The sequence below is a fragment of the Pseudomonas sp. B21-017 genome (assembly GCF_024749245.1).
Lineage (GTDB): Bacteria > Pseudomonadota > Gammaproteobacteria > Pseudomonadales > Pseudomonadaceae > Aquipseudomonas.
Window position 1 is genome coordinate 3,676,599 of sequence record NZ_CP087194.1, and the last position, 17,226, is coordinate 3,693,824.

A 17,226-nucleotide genomic window follows, 5' to 3' on the forward strand; every position below is an offset into this window, starting at 1 on the left:
CATATATGCGTAAGTACGCACAATTTTGTGCTGTAGGCACACTTTGTATACCATGGAGATAAAAGTGAAAAAATGTATTCCTCAGGGTGAAATTGAGGCGTTCGCTTGTCCCGTCGCGTTCACCGTCGATGTCATCGGTGGAAAATGGAAATCGCTTATATTGTTCCACCTGATGTCCGGAACGAAGCGCTTCAACGAGCTGCGACGCCTAATACCAGATATCACTCAGAGGATGCTGACACTTCAGCTGAGAGAGCTGGAGACTGATAGGGTTATTCATCGCGAAATTTATCGTGAGGTTCCGCCAAAGGTGGAGTATTCGCTCACAGTATTAGGCAACACCCTCGCGCCTTTAGTCAGTGCGATGCGGGAATGGGGAGCGGCGCATGAGAGTATGATCTTAGAGTTCAGGCGCTCTGCGGTCGATGACGATCAGTTTGAATCTCTGGCCTGAGTCTGTGGCGCAACGCGACGCTGGCAATCGAAGCGTTGGGATGGGCACACTCATGAATGACCTGGGCCGTGAAGGAGTAGGAGCACGAACGGCGTTGTGGCTGCATGAAACAACCGCTTGAAAGGCTAGAACGGGAGCACACTTAAATTTATGTGCACACCATGTCCTGGCTTTGCGGGGCTGGGTAGATGACTTGGCGGATTTATACGCCTCTCCAAGAGTTTGACTAACTTCAGGAGTGAAACCGGACGAAGCCTTCCACCGGCACCTGCTCGCTTGCAAGTGTATTCTCGACCCTGGTGTTATCTGCATATCCCAAGCTCATGGCGCACACCATCTTTGGGTCGCTCAGAAGATTTAGATGCTCGAAGATCAGTCGATGGTATTTGTTGAATGCGGCTTGCGAGCAGGTATCTAGAGCGACGTTCGAGCCATCAGCATCACATTTTGTAGAAACATGCCCAAGTCGAGCCAAGAGCCCTGCTCCATGGATCGATCGGTGGTAAATACAATGCCCTCGGCGCGTCAAAAAACTTAAAGTTATTGTCATGTTCTTCTCCTAGCACACGCAGTGCACGGTCCAGCCGCCCGGGAGTCTAATGGCGTCCGGCGTTTTTTCTGCACGGTAAATCGCCTACAGCCTACAGCGTCGAAATCTGTAAACGGACTTTGGTGAGGTTTATCACGTCCGAAAACGTCGCACCAAGCTGTCCAACTCACTGGAGAGTCCGGCCAAACCATCAGAGTTAAGTCGCGCAGATTCCGCCAGTTCCGCCACCCGCTGTGCATCCCCATGAATCTGACTGATGTGCAGGTTGATGCCTTCGGCTACCTGATGTTGCTCTTCGGCAGCAGTGGCGATTTGAGTGTTCATGTCCCTAATCACGTCTACAGAATCCCGGATCTGTCCGAAGCTGGTCCGCGCCACGCCGATACGGTTAACCGACTGCTGCGAAACATCCAGGCTGGCGCGCATTTGATGGGTGACAGCACCGGTGCGTTTGGCCAGATTGCCTAGCAGACCGTCGATCTCTGCAGTAGAGTCGGCGGTGCGTTTGGCCAACGCGCGGACTTCATCGGCGACCACGGCAAACCCACGTCCCTGCTCGCCCGCACGGGCAGCCTCAATGGCGGCATTTAGCGCCAGCAGGTTGGTCTGTTCGGCGATCGAACGAATCGTCCCGAGGATTGACTGGATGTCATTGCTGTCGCGCTCCAGTTGCTGCATCGACTGAGCGGACTTTCCGATTTCCTGGCTCAGTTGATCGACACTACTGACCGCTGCATCAATCTGTTGCTGCCCCTCGCGGGCCTTTAACCAACCGCTATCGGCTGACTCGGCTGCCTGGCTGCAGGAGCGCGCGATTTCATTGGCGGTGGCGACCATTTCATGGAATGCAGTCGAGACCATGTCCACTGCTTCACGTTGACGCCCGGCGGCATCAGCCATGTCGCTGGAGACCTGGGTCGAATCCCTTGAAGTCGCGAGGATATTGCTCGCTGCCTGGCCGATACGGTGGATCAGGTCGCGGATGGCGGCCAGGAACTGGTTGAACCAACTAGCCAACTGCGCGGTTTCGTCGTTCCCGCGCACCTGCAGATTCTGCGTCAGATCCCCCTCACCCTGGGCGATGCTTTGCAAACCGCTGGCTACGCTGCGAATCGGTCGCACAATCAGGCCTGCAAAGCTGGCCCCGACCAAGGCAAAAACCAACGCCAACACCCCGGCAATCAGGGCAATCAACCAAGCGAGTTGGGTCGCGGAACTCATGACCTCTTTGTGCTTGATCAGGCCAACGAAACTCCAGCCCAATCGCTCGGACGGCCAAACGTTGGCCATGTAACGCTCGCCATTCAATTCAACTTCAACCACGCCTTTGCCTGCCCTCGCCAACTGTTCGTAGCCTTTGCCGATTTCCGTCAGGTCTTTGAAGTTGTGCCCCGGCTGTTGAGGGTCGACCAATACCTTGCCGTCGCGCTCGACGAGCATCAGGTAGCCACTTTCGCCGAGTTTGATTTGCTTGATAATTTCAGTGAGCTGCTGGAGTGACACGTCAATACTGATTACGCCGCTGTTGCTGCCCAGTCGAGTATCAATACTGCGTACGACACTGACATAGACGGCGTCTTTCGGGGCGAAGTAGTACGCGTCAGTGCGCACGGTCTTGCCTGGATTACCCTGGGCTGACTTATACCAAGGACGCGCGCGCGGATCGTAACTGGCACGCTTCGGATTATCCGGCCAGGAAACGAAGCCTCCGACACTGTTGCCGAAAATGATATTGGAGTACGCCGGGTGGCTACTGGCCAAGTGCGCATAGAAAGCGAAGACTTGCTTATCCAGCGCGCCTTGCGGGATATCAGCGGCGTTCGCGCCGGAATAGTTTTTAAGGCTGCCGTCAGTGTCTTTCAGTAGCGGTTGGGAGGCGAGATACTCGACGTTTTGGCCGATACCTTCAAAGTACAACTGCATGGCATTGTCGATCTGACGGATTTCACGGTTACTGCCGTCGATAAAACTGTCGATCGCTTCAGTGCGCAGATTCATGACAACGAGCGTCGCGACTACGCAAATGGGGAGGCAGGCGATGACAACAAACGCCCAAGTCAATTTCTGTTTGACGTTCATCTACACTCCAGAATTTTATCGAGTCGTTTTTATAAGAGCATTGCGTAGAGAGAGGAGGCGCTGGCAGTGGTAGCAGCTTGTTTACGCGAGGGAGGAACCTTAGCGGGCACTAACCAATAAAAAAAACAATAATTATTTATAATTTACACAAACATAAGTTATCAATTCTTGCCTGCTGAAATCGATCACTACCGACAGTCTTTCGTCAGGCAACCCGATATTTGTCACGTTTCATTTTATCTAATTTAACAGCGAGGTCGCGGATCGCGGCATTTTCTCGCGAGTTGATCGGCAAGGATTGTTTCAACGGTGTCGAGAGCTTGACCGCCGCGACGCAATCAGAGTTCTTGACACTATATGTAGTGATCGCTATAGAATAGTGGCGTTATAGGTATCTATCGCTTCACATAGGGTTCGGCCTTGCGCATCCGCTTCACGGTTGGTAGAGCCCCCTGCATCATCGTGAGCGACCAAGTCGGCGTGCAAACGCAGACCCAGGGGCCGATTTCGGGATTCGGCTCTGGCTAGGCCGTGCTCGCCGACGCGAGCCAATCCGACTCACCTCAGGGACAGGGTACGCTGCAATGGGGTGGTGTCTGTGGACACACTTGGCACCTCAACCCCGTGACCAAGTTGACCGTAGTCGCCCTGACCAACACATCTTTCGTAGCCATGTCTGGAGCGTTTCCACTGGCGGTTCGTTATACCGTCTATGGGCATACCGAACCCCAAAAAGTTATGACACGCAGCCCATCAGGATGAGGGTTATGAGAAACGTATTTGTTTCAGGTTGCGCAGAATCGACCTCCGCATGAACTCACCCTGCCCCGGTCCAGCGATGGAATCGGGGCATTTATTCAGGAATTGAAATGGACGAATACATTGCCGCCGTGCCTCTGGAAAAGGCATACAGACTCATCAATCACGGCCCGACTATATTGGTATCCACTCAAAATGAGGGCGTGAAGAACGTCATGGCCGCCGCGTGGGCATGCGCACTCGACTTTTCACCGCCAAAAGTGACCGTGGTTTTGGACAAGATGACCAAAACCCGTGAGCTGGTAGAGCGCAGTGGCGTATTCGTTGTTCAGGTCCCGACCGTGGCACAGCTCAAACTGACGAGCGACGTCGGCAGCTCAAGCCTGTGCAATGATCCCGACAAGCTTGCTCATTGCGGGGCAGAGATGTTCGACATCAATGGTTTCGACGTGCCATTCGTTGCAGGCTGTTCCGCTTGGCTTGCATGCAAGCTGTTACCCGAGCCACACAACCAGACGACTTATGATTTGTTTATCGGCGAGGTCGTTGGCGCTTGGGCAGACACACGTGTCTTCAAGGATGGGCACTGGCACTATGAAACCGCCAACCCGGATTTTCGTAGCCTGCACTACATTGCAGGAGGGCACTTTTACGCAATCGGCGAAGCGGTGAATATCGACGGGAAGTAAATTCCCGAGCAAGCGCCCGCCCCTGTCGGATCACGGCACAAATAGAGTGAATGAGCGCAACTCCCGAGTGGCATTGCGCTTAAACATCGTTACAGCCTTAGTGCAGCTTCAAACGCGGCTCAGTCCCTCGACCAATCCGATTGCCCAACATCAGCAGCAGGGTCGGGAACAGGCCATACAGAGCGACCTGGCGCATGCGGTACAACGACGCATAAAACACCCGCGCCAACCAACCTTCGAGCATTACGCTGCCGGTCAAATTACCCATCAGGTTACCCACCGCCAAGAAGCGAGATAGCGAAACCAGTGAGCCGTAGTCCTTGTACCCGTAGGTCAGAGCTCAGACTCTTGGACAGGAAAGATCCTGTAGCGCCCGGACACCGTGCATCGCTACAGTGTCCGGGCTTTGTAGGTGTTGCTGGGTTCTGCTTACCAATCCTGGCGGGTAGGCGAAATGATCACCTCGTTGACGGTGACGTTTGCAGGCTGGTCCAGGGCATAAACCACCGCTTTACCAATATCGTCAGGCGCGATAGCAATCTTGTTCAGCTCTTGGGCAGCCTTGCGCCCTGCTGGATCGGTAACTTTGTCTGCCCAACCGGTATTGGTCACACCCGGGCTAACGGTGTTAACCCGAATTCCGTGGTGGACACCCAGTTCCTTGCGCATCGACTCAGTCATGGCCTGAACGAAGAATTTGGTCGCGCTGTATACGCCAGCCGAAGGACCCACTTGGTGGCCCGCTACGGAATCCATGTTCAGGATCTGACCAGACTTCTGTTTCAGCATGAACGGCAGCACAGCCGCGACGCCATTCAGGTAGCCCTTGATGTTCACGTTGATCATCTTTTCCCAATCATCGACGGCCAGGTCCACCCATGTGGAAAACAGCATCAGGCCGGCATTGTTGATCAGGATGTCTACCGAACCGAAGGCGTCTTGAGCGAACTGAGCCAACGCCTTCATATCTTCCAGATTGGTGACGTCGCTGACACGACCCACCGCCTCACCCCCGTTCGCTTTCAGCTCGCTCACAATGGCATCCAGACCTTCTTGATCCAACGCAGCTGCGACAACTCGAACGCCTTTCGCGGACAGGGCGCGAGCCGATGCAGCACCCAGACCTGAAGATGCGCCAGTGATGATCGCTGTCTTGTTTTGCAAATAGTTCATGGGAGTTCCTCTCGATAGTGACTGCCCGCACGTGTCGGGCAGTGGGTTGGGGTATCGCGGGTGTTGGTTATTAATCAGTAGTTGCCGACAGGCCAGTCGGTGTAGCCCTTGGCTCCACCGCCGTAGAACGACTCACGCGGTGCAATGGTGAGCTCGGCGCCACGACGCAGGCGTTCGACCAGGTCAGGGTTGGAAATGAACAGACGGCCGAAGGCAACCGCGTCGATCGTGCCCTGCGCTCGACGCTCGATCGCCATTTCCAGGTCGTAGTTGTTGTTGCCAATGAATGGCCCCGTGAACTGTGCGCTCAGAGCGTCCATATCCACGCCCGCCGGCACCTCACGCGAAGTCGCGGTAGCACCCTCGACGAAGTGCAGGTATGCGAGATCGAATTTGTTCAATTGCTGAATGAGGTAGCCATACATCGCCATCACGTTGCTGTCTGGCGGCGTGTTGCCGGCATCGGGCGTGACGGGCGACAAGCGAATGCCCACGCGTTCATTGCCCCAGATTTTGACGATCTCTTCAGTCACTTCCAGGGTGAGGCGCGCGCGGTTCTCAATCGACCCGCCATATTGATCGGTGCGGTGATTAGTCGAATCACGCAGGAATTGATCCAGCAAATAACTGTTGGCCGAGTGAACCTCTACGCCATCAAAACCAGCGCGTTTGGCATTTTCGGCGGCATGCTTGTACTGCTCGATGATTCCCAGGATTTCATCGGTTTCGAGAGCCCGAGGCATCGACACAGGAACAAAACCATTCACGGTATAGGTATCGCCTTCGGCCTTGATGGCGGAGGGAGCGACCGGCGCGGCGCCATCTGGCTGCAACTCCACGCTGGAAAACCGGCCCACATGCCAAAGCTGGCTGACGATCTTGCCGCCAGCGGCGTGCACGGCGTCGGTCACTTTTTTCCAACCAGCGACCTGCTCATCGCTCCAGATACCTGGTGTCGCAGCGTAGCCGCGTCCCTGAGCGGAAATATTGGTTGCTTCAGCTACGATCAAACCCGCACTGGCCCGCTGGGCGTAGTACTCGGCGTGCAATTCATTGGGAATGCCATCTTCGGCATAGCGGCTGCGTGTGACGGGCGCCATTACGATGCGGTTGGCGAGTTCCATCGCCCCCATGGTGACGGGAGTGAACAAGTCAGTACGGTTACTGTTATCTGTCATGGTGAACCCCAAATAAATAGACCAGTCGTCTAGGAAAGTGGTAAATAAAATGACTACGACAAGAGTCGCTTTGCCATGGCTAGAGAGTTTTCAAAAGCACTGCTGCGTTTGCCAATCTTCATCATCAAAGAGGCACCGAGCCAAATCTGATAGAGCGACTGCGCAAGCGTCGAGTTAGGAATGGCGGATGTGATCGAGCCATCAGCGTGACCCTGCGCGATACAGCGCTCCAGCCGCACGTGAACCGCTTGCGTACCTTTATCGAGCACCAGGCGCATACCTTCGGAAAGGTCACACACCTCAGCACCCAATTTGACCACCAGGCATTTGTCAGTCGGTAAATCTGAACATTGGGTTTGCGCCCAGTAATGGAAATAACCAAGCAGTCGATCAGCTGCCGGGGTAGCGCCTGCCAGCAGCGAGTCGACCACGGCGAGGTAGTCAGCGAAATACTGTTCAAGCAGCGCTTGGCCGAATTCATCCTTGGATTTGAAGTAGTGGTAGAACGAGCCTTTCGGCACTTGTGCCGTAGCCACCACTTCTGCCAGGCCGACACCGGTATAACCCTTATGGGTCATCAACGTCCTGGCGATATCCAGGATGTGTTGGCGTGTTTCGGAATGACGTTTTTTCATAATGCCGCCACCCTAATAAAAATTAGACCAGTCGTCTAGTAACTATTTCAACGATCACATCCACGCCCGACCAACGGAGCCGATATGCCGGGACGCCTTAGCTCGTGTGAACAGGTATGCCAACGACTCCTGCATTTTTTGCATTATATAAATGCGAATTCCATAAATTATCTCTATTTATGCACCTGTTAGCCTTGCTTACAGGCTCCACCCCGTTATCAAGGACTCACATGAAAACATTTCTAAGCATCGGTACTGGCCCCGGAATCGGATTTGCGACAGCCGAACGTTTCGCCCGTGAAGGCTATCGCGTGGTGCTCAGTGCTCGAAATATGGATAGGACGCTCGCACTCGCCGAACGCTTGATATCCCAGGGCTATGAGGCCCACACCCGCCAAGTTGATGCCAGCAATGCACAGGATGTAGCGGCGCTGGTGACCCAGGCCGAAGCGCAATTTGGCGCATTGGATGTGCTGCACTACAACGCCGCGATCATTCGGCAGGCAACTGTCGCTGAACAACCGGTCGACACCTTCAACAGCGATCTGGCTGTGAACATTGGTGGAGCACTAGTCGCCACTCAGACGGCCCTGCGCTCGATGTACAGTCGCAACGCCGGGACCCTGCTGCTGACCGGTGGTTTTTTCGGGATCACTCCAAATCCTGACTTTCTTTCTCTGAGCCTGGGTAAAGCCGGCATCCGATCGCTGGCGCTCGGCCTGTTTGAACCGGCCAAAACCCAAGGCGTCCATGCGGCAACCGTGACTGTCGCCGCATTCGTCAAACCGGAGTCCGAGGAAGCCCTTGGCGTCGCCGAAGCATTCTGGACATTGCACAGCCAGCCAAAAGAAAACTGGACCGCGGAAGTCACCTTCTCTCGCTGATTGCCCCCAAGGATGGCGTACCAACGCATCCCATGAATTCACGTTTGGTGCCGCCCAACACGGCGCCGTACCGTTTTTGACGCATCAGGAATTCGCTATGCAACACAAAGCTTATGCAGCGCAATCGCCCACTACTCCCTTGGCCCCAACCAACATCCCTCGACGGCAAATCGGCGAAAGGGATGTGGCAATCAAGATCCTCTACTGCGGCGTTTGCCATTCCGATCTGCACGCCGCGCGCGGTGAGTGGCCTGGAATGCGCTACCCGCTAGTCCCGGGTCACGAGATCATCGGTCGAGTGTCTGCCATCGGCACTTCGGTTTCGAAACACCATGTGGGAGACATCGTGGGTGTCGGATGCATGGTGGGCAGTTGCCGCCATTGCCAATCTTGCGACGACGGCCTGGAACAGTATTGCGAAGGTCCCCATGGTTGGCAGCAGACATACAACGGCTGGCTCGACGGCAGTGGCGAAAATACTTACGGCGGTTACGCCGATAGCATCACCGTTGACGAACACTTTGTGCTGAAGATTACGCACCCTGAATCGAACTTGGCGGCGGTAGCGCCACTTCTTTGCGCAGGCATCACAACCTGGTCTCCACTTCGCCATTGGAAGGCAGGGCCCGGCAAGAAAATCGGCATCGTCGGTATCGGTGGTCTCGGCCACATGGGTATAAAACTGGCTCGCGCGATGGGCGCCCATGTCGTGGCATTTACAACCTCCCCCTCCAAAATCCAGGACGCGCGCGACCTTGGCGCTGATGAGGTCGTTGTTTCACGCAATTCTGAAGAAATGGCAACTCATACCAAAAGCTTTGACTTCATCCTCAACACCGTCGCCGCACCTCACGATCTCGACGCATTCATGAGTCTGCTCAAACGCGACGCGACCATGACCATGGTTGGGGTACCTGACAGCCCTCACCCGTCGCCTGGTGTAGCCAATCTGATTTTCCAGCGCCGTCAACTGGCCGGGTCGCTGATCGGAGGCATTCCTGAAACTCAGGAGATGCTCGATTTCTGCGCAGAGCACGGCATCACTTCACATGTCGAAATGATCGAAATGAAGGACATCGAACTGGCGTTCCAGCGCATGCAAAAGAGCGATGTGAAGTACCGCTTTGTCATCGACATGGCAACTATTTGATTCGCCCGGGGCGGGTCGGGATCCTTTGATCCGATGCAAACCGCCCCGGGATAGCCTGGACTCTCGCCATGTGCAAAGGAAACAGGATGGTCGACAAAGTCTCCAGCGAGACAGCAACCTCTTCGTTTAACGCCGGATATCTCTCACGATTCAACCTCAATTGTCTGGTGATATTTGCCACTCTTTACCGAGAAAAAAGCGTTACCCGAACGTCGGAGATTTTGAACATAGGGCAACCCGCTGTCAGCAATAGTCTGTCCAAGCTAAGGCTGGTGTTTCAAGATCAACTGTTCCATCGAAAAGAGGGTGCAATGGCTCCCACTCAAGTCGCCGATAATATGGCGAAGCGTCTGATACCGCTTTTGAGCGGTATTCAGTGCGTGCTGGAACAACATGCAGATAACGATCGGGGGGCGTGAGCCTGCTGTGATGAAACGGTGAGATTAGAAGCGTGCTGCCGAAGCTGAGTCCGAGGCGGTCACAAGCCCCAATACCCAGTCAACTCTGATCAGGTAAAAACCTCGCTGGGAATGCTTGCTCGTTCAGCTTTTCCATGACCATTGCAATGAACGCTGATACCGCCAGCGGCAAATGTTGCCGACTGAGGTAAAGCACATGCAAGCCGTCATCCGTGCTGTGGTAATTCGGTAGCACAGAGTGATAAACCCAATCGACTGTCTGCTATGAAGGGGCTAGCAAGGCCCGTATCCATGCCTTTTGTGTATCATTCGATTCTACAGACCATAACTGAGCAGTTTCTTCAGCTGATTGGCCCTGCATCATCGAGGCAACGCACGAATGACCGACCCCATACCCACGCTGGCCGTGCGCCCTAAAAAAGGACGTCCACGCGCCTTTGATCGCGAGCAAGCCCTGTTTAATGCGCTCGAAGTGTTCTGGAAACGCGGATACGAACCGGCCTCCGTGGCGGAATTATGCACGGCCATGGGCATCAACCCGCCAAGCCTCTATGCCGCGTTTGGCAATAAATCAAAGCTCTTCCTCGAAGCGGTCAATTATTACGAAGCCAGATACTGGGATGCTACCTGGGAACGCATGGATAGCGAGCCGGACCTGTACCGTGCCATCACCGATTTTTTCCATTCCGCTGCTGCGATCGTCACTGAGCCCGAGGCACCATGCGGCTGTATGGTCGTATTGGCGGGTGTCAATGTGTCAGAGAGCGCTCAAGAGATCACCAACGCCCTCAAGGCACTTCGCCAGGAAGGTCGGGATTATCTGCAGCAGCGCCTCGACCGCGCCGTGGAAGATGGGCAACTGGCGGCTGATGTTGACACCCTCATCCTTGCCGCCGCGTTGAATACACTGTTGGAAGGCATGTCGTTGCAAGCGCACGATGGACTTTCACGGCAAACCCTGGAAGGTATCGCGGCAACGGCCGTCGGCATGCTTCCATTACCTGCAATTCGCTAAACCAAGGAATACTCGTAGCGCTTGCTCCTTCGACAGCGGCAACCTCTCGGCCTCAGCGCTACGCCTCGGTATCATCCGGAAAGCGGATCAGACGAGCTGGTCACAAGCCTGGCGTATCCGCGAACAAGCGTGTTCAAGCACTGCTGTGGAGGTAGCAAAGGAAATTCGGAAGTACCCCTCCAAACCAAATGCACTTCCCGGCACGACCGCCACCCTGGCCGCCTCCAGCAAATAGCGACTGACCTCTACATCATTTGTGAGCTCGACACCCGCAGGCGTCTTGCGCCCGATAAGGCCGGCACAAGAAGGAAACAGATAGAACGCCCCTTCGGGACGGCGACACATCAAGCCGGGAGTATCGTTGAAAGCATCCAGGCATAGATCTCTGCGCTGACGGAACACTTCGTTGCGCTCGGCCAGAAAGTCAATCGGGCCATCCAGAGCGGCAACCGCGGCGGCTTGGGATATCGCGCAGGGATTGCTGGTGGTTTGGGATTGGATAGTTGCCATGGCCGCTATCAGATCCTTTGGCCCGCCGGCGTAACCGATGCGCCAGCCGGTCATCGAGTAGGCTTTGGACACCCCATTAACTGTCAGAACACGATCGCGTAATGCCGGCACCTGCGAAGCCATGGTGGAAAACACCCAGCCGTCGTAACTGAGGTGCTCATACATGTCATCCGTCAGTACATAGACCTGCGGATGGCCGAGAAGCACGGCGCCCAATTCCTTCAGTTCAGTCGCGCTGTAGCCGGCCCCGGTCGGATTGCTCGGGGAGTTCAGGATCACCCACTTGGTTCGTGGATTAATGGCCTTCTGGAGCTGAGCTGCCGTGATTTTGAAATGTTGCTCCGCCGGGCAACTGACCTCCACCGGGGTTCCCCCTGCCAAACGGACCATGTCCGGGTAAGACACCCAGTAAGGTGCAGGAATGATGACCTCATCGCCCGGATTGAGAGTGGCCAGCAAAGCGTTGATCAGGACTTGCTTACCACCGGTCCCTACGCTGATTTCACTGGTGTCATAGGTCACGCCGTTTTCGCGCTGAAACTTGCGCACGATCGCAGCCTTGAGCTCGGGGGTGCCATCGACATCGGTGTAACGGGTTTGTCCTGCATCAATCGCAGCCTTTGCCGCTGCATTGATGTGGTCGGGCGTCGGAAAGTCGGGCTCTCCGGCCGACAGACTAATCACATCAACACCTCGGCGGCGCAATTCAGCCGCCTGACGTGTTATCGCCAGCGTTGGCGATGGTTTGACCGCGTGCAGCAGATGTCCCAGCAATTGCATGAAGCCACCTTTCAGTTGTTGTTGATTGCTGAAGGGATCCTAACGGGCTTAAAACAGCAATAAAAACAATATATTTCTGTGTAATACATCATATTTATTTGCTTATTGCCCCCTACGTACCACCCCACTCTCCCGTCCATCGAGGCGTTTTGTAAAAGAACAATGCAGCGAAGCGATCAAACGTCTTGACACTATCTGTAGTGCTCACTATAGAATAAAGCCTAATATATAGCGCTCACTACAAATAGATTTTTTATCAATGCCGTTCGGAGCACCCAATGCTGCAATGTGCCATGTCATTCACCGTAGACCTATGGGTGTGCGCGGAGTCGATGGTGTGATCGAAGTGATCATGCAGTCAGCCACCCAATGGGTTGAGGCTTTGCGCTCAATGGGCGAAACAGGTAGCGCCCTGTATGCGTTGATCTTCCTGCTGGCAACAGTGGCCTTCGTGCCCGCCTCGCCCCTTACGGCCATTGCCGGATTTTTATACGGACCGGTAGGGGGGACTCTGCTTGTGTCGCCTGTCGGTATGGCGTCGGCCACGATTGCATTCGTCATGGGGCGCACTTTTTTGCGCCCATTTGTACTGAGACGACTGGCAACTCGCCCTCGGCAAGCCGCGATTGACAGAGCGCTCGCCCGAGATGGCTTTCGAATTGTGTTGCTTCTGCGCCTGGCTTCCATCGTGCCCTTCGCCCCTCTGAGTTACGCCCTCGGCGCAAGCCGTATCAGTGCTCGGAACTTTCTACTGGCGTCCTGGCTCGGGCTGCTGCCAGGCACTTTTTTGTACGTTTATCTGGGGTCACTGGTTTCCAGTGTCAGCGACATCCTCAGTGGCGAAGCCACTGCCGGCAGTGCAACCCACGTGCTGACTGGCGTGGGTTCGGCGGCAGCGGTACTGGCACTGCTAAGCATCGCTCATTGCGCACGCAAGGCCGCCAACCAATCCATCGAGAAAGAGTTGAAGCATGAATGAACGGTTGAAACCGTTAACGCCGTCGATTCAGGTTTCGGCGAGGACCGAGCCTTGTCACTCCCCCCTCAAATCAGGAGAAACACCATGACCAAGCCTACCTACGTGCAGGAATACAACGCCATCGTTGAGGTACTGAACCAGTACAACGAAGGTGGTAAACAGGCCAAAAGCAGCATCATGAAACCGGCCTTCAGCGAGCAGGCGACCATCTTTGGAGTCGATGCCGATAACAAATTGGCGGGCGGCCCCATCCAGGGTTTGTTCGACATCATCGACAGCGCGTTTCGTCCGTCGCCTGAAGCCCAGGGCGTGATTGTCAATATTGATATCGTCGGCACTGCCGCCAGTGCTCGCATCGACACCAACGATATCTCCGGCTTCTGCTTCACCGATTTTTTCAACCTGCTGAAAGTTGAAGGCAAGTGGACCGTGGTCAGCAAGATCTACCACACCCACGTTGCCCCTTAACCCTGAGCGCAAGCCAACCGGGCGCCGCTGGCGCCCAGTCCAAGAAGGATATTGACGATGAGCAAGAACATCAAAGCAGTACCTACCCAGGAATATAACGCCGTTATCGCCGTTGCCCAGCAGTATGCCGACAGCCTCAAAGTAGGCAGTGCAGACGGTTTGGCTGAAGCCTTTCACAAGGATGCGGTCATGTACGGCTTCACCAACGGCAAGCTTTTGGGCGGCTCTATCACCAACCTGTTCGACTTCGTCCGTAGCAACGGCAAGGCACCGGACATCACCACTCGCCTCGACGTCCTGGCCATCACGCCTACGACTGCGGTGGTGCGCGTGGACATGGAGCAGGACGCCATCGGCGCCGACTACAACGACTACCTGACGCTGATCAAAATCGACGGTAGCTGGAAGGTCATCGCCAAGGTCTACCACCAGTTCGAAGGCTGATCAGTCTGTATCGGCCCGCTGTAGCGGGCCGGTCTGTACAGCGTCGCTCGATCAGGAGGAACCATGAACACAGTTTTTATCGTCGGTGGTGCGGGCAAAGTCGCCCGACGCCTCGCTCAGCAACTAGTGGCACGCGGTCACGAGCCTCGCTCGCTTTACCGTCATTCGGAACAAGCTGAGGAGCTCAAAGCACTGGGCGCCACACCGATAGCCGGCAGTTTGCTTGAACTCGATGCGAAGGGTCTGGCTGGACTCATGACCGGCAGCGACATCGTGGTATTCGCGGCCGGTGCTGGCGGCAAGGGCGGATCGCAAATGACCAACGCCATTGATGGCCGCGGACTTGAAATGGCTGTGGCGGCGGCGGCACTTGCGGACATCAAGCGCTTCATTCTGGTATCTGCCTTTCCAGAAGCCTCATGTGGCGAAACTGTCTCCGATACCTTCGAAAACTACATGAAGATCAAGAAGCTTGCGGATATCCATCTGGCCGAGACTGATCTTGACTGGGTCATCGTGCGTCCTGGCACGCTGCGGGATTCACCCGGCACTTGCAGAGTCCGTGCAGGCCTGGCCATTCCCTACGGTGATGTGTCTCGCGACGACGTAGCGGCGGCCTTGCTACAGATTATCGAAACGCCCGCCGTGAACCGGATCATCATCGAACTGACCCAGGGCGATACACCGGTCGGTGAGGCGATTCAGCGACTCACTCGCGATTGGAGCCAACAGTGAAATTGCTGCTGATCGGTGCGAGCGGATTCGTCGGACGCCATGTTCTGGAATTGGCACTGTCGGATCCACGCGTCAGCGCCGTATACGCTCCGACACGTCGTGCGTTACCTCAAGACCCGAAGCTCATCGCTCCTAACATAGATTTCGACCGCCTGGATCATCATGCTCCTTGGTGGCATGTCGATGCGGTGATCTGCACGCTGGGCACGACCCTCAAAACGGCCGGGTCCAAAGCGGCATTCAAGCAAGTCGACCATGATTATCCGCTGGCCGTTGCCCAGCTGGCACGAGCGCATGGCACGCCCACTTATGTGCTCAATTCGGCCATCGGCGCAAATACCCACTCCCCTTTCTTTTACAACCAGGTCAAAGGCCATCTGGAAAAGGATCTGGCGGACTTGGGCTTTGAATCGCTGACGTATGTGCGGCCAGGGGTCATTGGTGGAAAGCGTGAGGAAGTTCGTCATGGAGAACGCGCGCTGGTGCTCTTCCTCAAGGCGGCAGCTGCACTCTTACCTGCGCGTTGGCGGCTCAATCCGCCTTCTGCCATCGCTCATGCATTGCTGGAGGCGGCCATTGATCCTGCCTCTGGCGTTCATGTGGTGCCGTCCGACCGTCTGGTCCAGATCGGCAAGCAATAACGAATTCACATTTGCAACATAACGACAGACTGAGGTTTTAAACCATGGCAAAAGTTGAGTATTGCGCCCTCATTGACGGCGAAGCCAGTCGTGTCTGGGATGTGCTGAAGCAATTCGGCCAGATCAGCAAGTGGCACCCTGCGATTCCTGAAAGCATTATCGAGGATGGCCAACCTGACGGACTGGTTGGCTGTATTCGCCGACTAACCTTGCAAGACGGAGCGGTTCTGCGCGAGAAGCTGCTGGCCGTTGACGAAACCAACCTGCTCTTCTCCTACCGCTTCTTAGAGGCGCCGCTGCGGGTGGACAACTATGTGGCCATTGTGAAGCTGCTGCCACTGACAGGACAAAACAAGACTGTCGTCCTGTGGTCGGCAAGTTTTGATACCCGCGATCCCGATCCACAGGGCGAGCAGACTGCTGTTATTCAGTCGCTCATTGTCGGTGGCCACGAAAGCCTTCAGCGCTATCTGAACGAGACTGCATAAGCAAAATGCCCCGGACAACCATGCGGTTGCCGGGGCGTTTAACTCTGGGCTAAGACAGAAGACGTCGACTCATCTCAAGCGCGCCTTCAAAAGGTTGATGGGTTCTGCCGACCTTGACGAGCAACGAGGCCCCTAACCACATCTGGTAAAGCCCTTCTGCCAGCGTGGGTGCGTCAGCAGTTGCCGTGATGGACCCGTCCGCCTTCCCCTGCTCAACACAACGTGTAATCCGCTGAATGATCAGCGCGGTACCTTTTTCGAGAACAGTGCGCATGTTCTCGGACAGATCACAAACCTCAGCACCTAATTTGACCACCAGGCATTTCTGGTCAGTGTGATCAAATGCCTGTGTCTCAGCCCAATATCGCAGATAGCTCAGCAGTCGCTCAGCCCCTGTACCCTCCCCGGCCAACAGCAAATCGACCCGCCCGATGTACTCCTGAAAGTACTCATCAAGCAGGGCCTGGCCAAACTCGTCCTTGGAGCGGAAGTAGTGATAGAAAGAGCCTTTGGGCACGCCAGCCGTAGCGAGGATTTCGGTCAGCCCGACAGCCGTGTAGCCCTTATGGGTCATAAGCGCTCTGGCGACATCAATGATGTGCTGACGCATGTCGTGGAGGGGTTTCTTCATAATGCGCCGCATGCTATCAAAAAATCGATCAATCGTCTGGTGCCTAGGGACACAGTCGTTTGTTCGAACTTTCACATGGGTGCATGTTAGCGCGGCGAAGGCTGCCCGCCACTTCGAAAAGCGGGCAGCGTGCAAGCAGGCTGTCAATCAGTCCTGAAACTGGTGATACACCTTGGCTATCACCTTCCAGGCGCCGTCAATGCGGATCAACGTCAGGTAATCGTTATAGTCAGCGCCAATGGCGTCCTGCTCCATGTCCACGCGCACTATTGCGGTGGTTGGCGTGATGGCGAGAACGTCCAGTCGAGTGGTGATGTCCGGCGCCTTACCGTTATCACGAACGAATTCGTACAAGTTGCTGATCGAACCGCCCAAAAGCTTGCCATTGGTGAAGCCATACATCACCGCTTGTTCATGAAACGCCTCCTCCAGGCGTTCAGGACTGCCAATACGCAAGCCATCGACATATTTCTCAGCAACAGCTATGACCGCGTTATATTCACTTGTTGCGACCGCTTTAATATTTTTGCTCATGGTTATTTTACCTTCTTCAGACTTTAACGAC

The 17,226-nt window shown here is 55.3% G+C and carries 19 protein-coding genes and 2 pseudogenes; 12 read left to right on the forward strand and 9 right to left on the reverse strand.

Annotation, left to right across the window (positions count from 1 at the left end; all coding sequences use genetic code 11):
* The first annotated feature begins 64 nt into the window (after window positions 1–64).
* Window positions 65–454, forward strand: a complete 390-nt coding sequence (locus LOY28_RS16500) for a winged helix-turn-helix transcriptional regulator (protein WP_309475728.1) — start codon at window positions 65–67, stop codon at window positions 452–454.
* A gap of 682 nt (window positions 455–1,136) precedes the next feature.
* Here LOY28_RS16500 and LOY28_RS30145 read toward each other — a convergent pair.
* Entirely contained in the window at window positions 1,137–1,904 is a 768-nt protein-coding gene (locus LOY28_RS30145) for a methyl-accepting chemotaxis protein (protein WP_408981049.1), read from the reverse strand.
* Window positions 1,905–1,991: 87 nt separating this feature from the next.
* A pseudogene (locus LOY28_RS30150) lies at window positions 1,992–3,083 on the reverse strand (cache domain-containing protein); the annotation flags it as partial.
* Between the two features lie 869 nt (window positions 3,084–3,952).
* Here LOY28_RS30150 and LOY28_RS16510 point away from each other — a divergent pair.
* Complete coding sequence (locus LOY28_RS16510) at window positions 3,953–4,531, forward strand: flavin reductase family protein (protein WP_258612159.1); 579 nt, start codon at window positions 3,953–3,955, stop codon at window positions 4,529–4,531.
* Window positions 4,532–4,628: 97 nt separating this feature from the next.
* Here the strand turns inward: LOY28_RS16510 and LOY28_RS16515 are convergent.
* From LOY28_RS16515 to LOY28_RS16530, 4 genes and pseudogenes are all read right to left on the reverse strand, one after another.
* A pseudogene (locus LOY28_RS16515) lies at window positions 4,629–4,862 on the reverse strand (FAD-dependent oxidoreductase); the annotation flags it as partial.
* A gap of 98 nt (window positions 4,863–4,960) precedes the next feature.
* Window positions 4,961–5,704: an SDR family oxidoreductase gene (locus LOY28_RS16520; RefSeq protein WP_258612160.1), complete on the reverse strand. Its 744-nt coding sequence runs from the start codon at window positions 5,702–5,704 to the stop codon at window positions 4,961–4,963.
* Window positions 5,705–5,778: 74 nt separating this feature from the next.
* Entirely contained in the window at window positions 5,779–6,882 is a 1,104-nt protein-coding gene (locus LOY28_RS16525) for an alkene reductase (RefSeq protein ID WP_258612161.1), read from the reverse strand.
* Window positions 6,883–6,935: 53 nt separating this feature from the next.
* A complete protein-coding gene (locus LOY28_RS16530) occupies window positions 6,936–7,517 on the reverse strand; it encodes a TetR/AcrR family transcriptional regulator (RefSeq protein WP_258612162.1) in 582 nt (193 codons plus the stop codon).
* A gap of 116 nt (window positions 7,518–7,633) precedes the next feature.
* On the opposite strand from LOY28_RS16530, the gene LOY28_RS16535 reads away from it, so the two are divergent.
* The 4 genes from LOY28_RS16535 to LOY28_RS16550 all read left to right on the forward strand — a co-directional run bounded on the left by LOY28_RS16535 (window position 7,634) and on the right by LOY28_RS16550 (window position 10,985).
* Window positions 7,634–8,401 (forward strand): SDR family oxidoreductase, encoded by a 768-nt coding sequence (locus LOY28_RS16535; RefSeq protein WP_258612163.1) that lies wholly within the window; start codon window positions 7,634–7,636, stop codon window positions 8,399–8,401.
* A gap of 97 nt (window positions 8,402–8,498) precedes the next feature.
* Entirely contained in the window at window positions 8,499–9,551 is a 1,053-nt protein-coding gene (locus LOY28_RS16540; protein ID WP_258612164.1) for an NAD(P)-dependent alcohol dehydrogenase, read from the forward strand.
* A gap of 86 nt (window positions 9,552–9,637) precedes the next feature.
* A complete protein-coding gene (locus LOY28_RS16545) occupies window positions 9,638–9,970 on the forward strand; it encodes a LysR family transcriptional regulator (RefSeq protein WP_258612165.1) in 333 nt (110 codons plus the stop codon).
* 379 nt (window positions 9,971–10,349) lie between these two features.
* Window positions 10,350–10,985 (forward strand): TetR/AcrR family transcriptional regulator, encoded by a 636-nt coding sequence (locus LOY28_RS16550; RefSeq protein WP_258612166.1) that lies wholly within the window; start codon window positions 10,350–10,352, stop codon window positions 10,983–10,985.
* Between the two features lie 87 nt (window positions 10,986–11,072).
* Here the strand turns inward: LOY28_RS16550 and LOY28_RS16555 are convergent, their stop codons facing one another.
* A complete protein-coding gene (locus LOY28_RS16555) occupies window positions 11,073–12,275 on the reverse strand; it encodes a pyridoxal phosphate-dependent aminotransferase (RefSeq protein WP_258612167.1) in 1,203 nt (400 codons plus the stop codon).
* Window positions 12,276–12,666: 391 nt separating this feature from the next.
* Between LOY28_RS16555 and LOY28_RS16560 the strand changes: the two genes are divergently transcribed.
* From LOY28_RS16560 to LOY28_RS16585, 6 genes are all read left to right on the forward strand, one after another.
* Entirely contained in the window at window positions 12,667–13,254 is a 588-nt protein-coding gene (locus LOY28_RS16560; RefSeq protein ID WP_258614466.1) for a TVP38/TMEM64 family protein, read from the forward strand.
* Window positions 13,255–13,338: 84 nt separating this feature from the next.
* The gene (locus tag LOY28_RS16565; protein ID WP_008145391.1) at window positions 13,339–13,722 is read left to right on the forward strand and encodes a nuclear transport factor 2 family protein; all 384 of its coding nucleotides are present in this window, start codon (window positions 13,339–13,341) and stop codon (window positions 13,720–13,722) included.
* A gap of 57 nt (window positions 13,723–13,779) precedes the next feature.
* Entirely contained in the window at window positions 13,780–14,166 is a 387-nt protein-coding gene (locus LOY28_RS16570; protein ID WP_258612168.1) for a nuclear transport factor 2 family protein, read from the forward strand.
* 63 nt (window positions 14,167–14,229) lie between these two features.
* Window positions 14,230–14,901 (forward strand): NAD(P)-binding oxidoreductase, encoded by a 672-nt coding sequence (locus tag LOY28_RS16575; RefSeq protein ID WP_258612169.1) that lies wholly within the window; start codon window positions 14,230–14,232, stop codon window positions 14,899–14,901.
* On the forward strand, window positions 14,898–15,542 hold the full coding sequence (locus LOY28_RS16580; protein ID WP_258612170.1) for an NAD(P)H-binding protein: 645 nt from the start codon (window positions 14,898–14,900) through the stop codon (window positions 15,540–15,542). The genes LOY28_RS16575 and LOY28_RS16580 overlap by 4 nt, the downstream gene beginning before the upstream one ends.
* A 44-nt stretch (window positions 15,543–15,586) precedes the next feature.
* A complete protein-coding gene (locus LOY28_RS16585; protein ID WP_258612171.1) occupies window positions 15,587–16,030 on the forward strand; it encodes an SRPBCC family protein in 444 nt (147 codons plus the stop codon).
* Between the two features lie 49 nt (window positions 16,031–16,079).
* Here LOY28_RS16585 and LOY28_RS16590 read toward each other — a convergent pair whose 3' ends face one another.
* Window positions 16,080–16,661 (reverse strand): TetR/AcrR family transcriptional regulator, encoded by a 582-nt coding sequence (locus LOY28_RS16590; protein WP_033053207.1) that lies wholly within the window; start codon window positions 16,659–16,661, stop codon window positions 16,080–16,082.
* Between the two features lie 147 nt (window positions 16,662–16,808).
* A complete protein-coding gene (locus LOY28_RS16595; RefSeq protein ID WP_258612172.1) occupies window positions 16,809–17,195 on the reverse strand; it encodes a nuclear transport factor 2 family protein in 387 nt (128 codons plus the stop codon).
* Window positions 17,196–17,226: the final 31 nt, after the last annotated feature.

Bases quoted from the DNA above. Each gene is read 5' to 3' on its own strand.
- LOY28_RS30145 (WP_408981049.1), bottom strand. From the start codon at position 1,904: ATGGCTGATGCCGCCGGGCGTCAACGTGAAGCAGTGGACATGGTCTCG.
- LOY28_RS16510 (WP_258612159.1), top strand. From the start codon at position 3,953: ATGGACGAATACATTGCCGCCGTGCCTCTGGAAAAGGCATACAGACTC.
- LOY28_RS16520 (WP_258612160.1), bottom strand. From the start codon at position 5,704: ATGAACTATTTGCAAAACAAGACAGCGATCATCACTGGCGCATCTTCA.
- LOY28_RS16525 (WP_258612161.1), bottom strand. From the start codon at position 6,882: ATGACAGATAACAGTAACCGTACTGACTTGTTCACTCCCGTCACCATG.
- LOY28_RS16530 (WP_258612162.1), bottom strand. From the start codon at position 7,517: ATGAAAAAACGTCATTCCGAAACACGCCAACACATCCTGGATATCGCC.
- LOY28_RS16535 (WP_258612163.1), top strand. From the start codon at position 7,634: ATGCCAACGACTCCTGCATTTTTTGCATTATATAAATGCGAATTCCAT.
- LOY28_RS16540 (WP_258612164.1), top strand. From the start codon at position 8,499: ATGCAACACAAAGCTTATGCAGCGCAATCGCCCACTACTCCCTTGGCC.
- LOY28_RS16545 (WP_258612165.1), top strand. From the start codon at position 9,638: ATGGTCGACAAAGTCTCCAGCGAGACAGCAACCTCTTCGTTTAACGCC.
- LOY28_RS16550 (WP_258612166.1), top strand. From the start codon at position 10,350: ATGACCGACCCCATACCCACGCTGGCCGTGCGCCCTAAAAAAGGACGT.
- LOY28_RS16555 (WP_258612167.1), bottom strand. From the start codon at position 12,275: ATGCAATTGCTGGGACATCTGCTGCACGCGGTCAAACCATCGCCAACG.
- LOY28_RS16560 (WP_258614466.1), top strand. From the start codon at position 12,667: ATGGGCGAAACAGGTAGCGCCCTGTATGCGTTGATCTTCCTGCTGGCA.
- LOY28_RS16565 (WP_008145391.1), top strand. From the start codon at position 13,339: ATGACCAAGCCTACCTACGTGCAGGAATACAACGCCATCGTTGAGGTA.
- LOY28_RS16570 (WP_258612168.1), top strand. From the start codon at position 13,780: ATGAGCAAGAACATCAAAGCAGTACCTACCCAGGAATATAACGCCGTT.
- LOY28_RS16575 (WP_258612169.1), top strand. From the start codon at position 14,230: ATGAACACAGTTTTTATCGTCGGTGGTGCGGGCAAAGTCGCCCGACGC.
- LOY28_RS16585 (WP_258612171.1), top strand. From the start codon at position 15,587: ATGGCAAAAGTTGAGTATTGCGCCCTCATTGACGGCGAAGCCAGTCGT.
- LOY28_RS16590 (WP_033053207.1), bottom strand. From the start codon at position 16,661: ATGAAGAAACCCCTCCACGACATGCGTCAGCACATCATTGATGTCGCC.
- LOY28_RS16595 (WP_258612172.1), bottom strand. From the start codon at position 17,195: ATGAGCAAAAATATTAAAGCGGTCGCAACAAGTGAATATAACGCGGTC.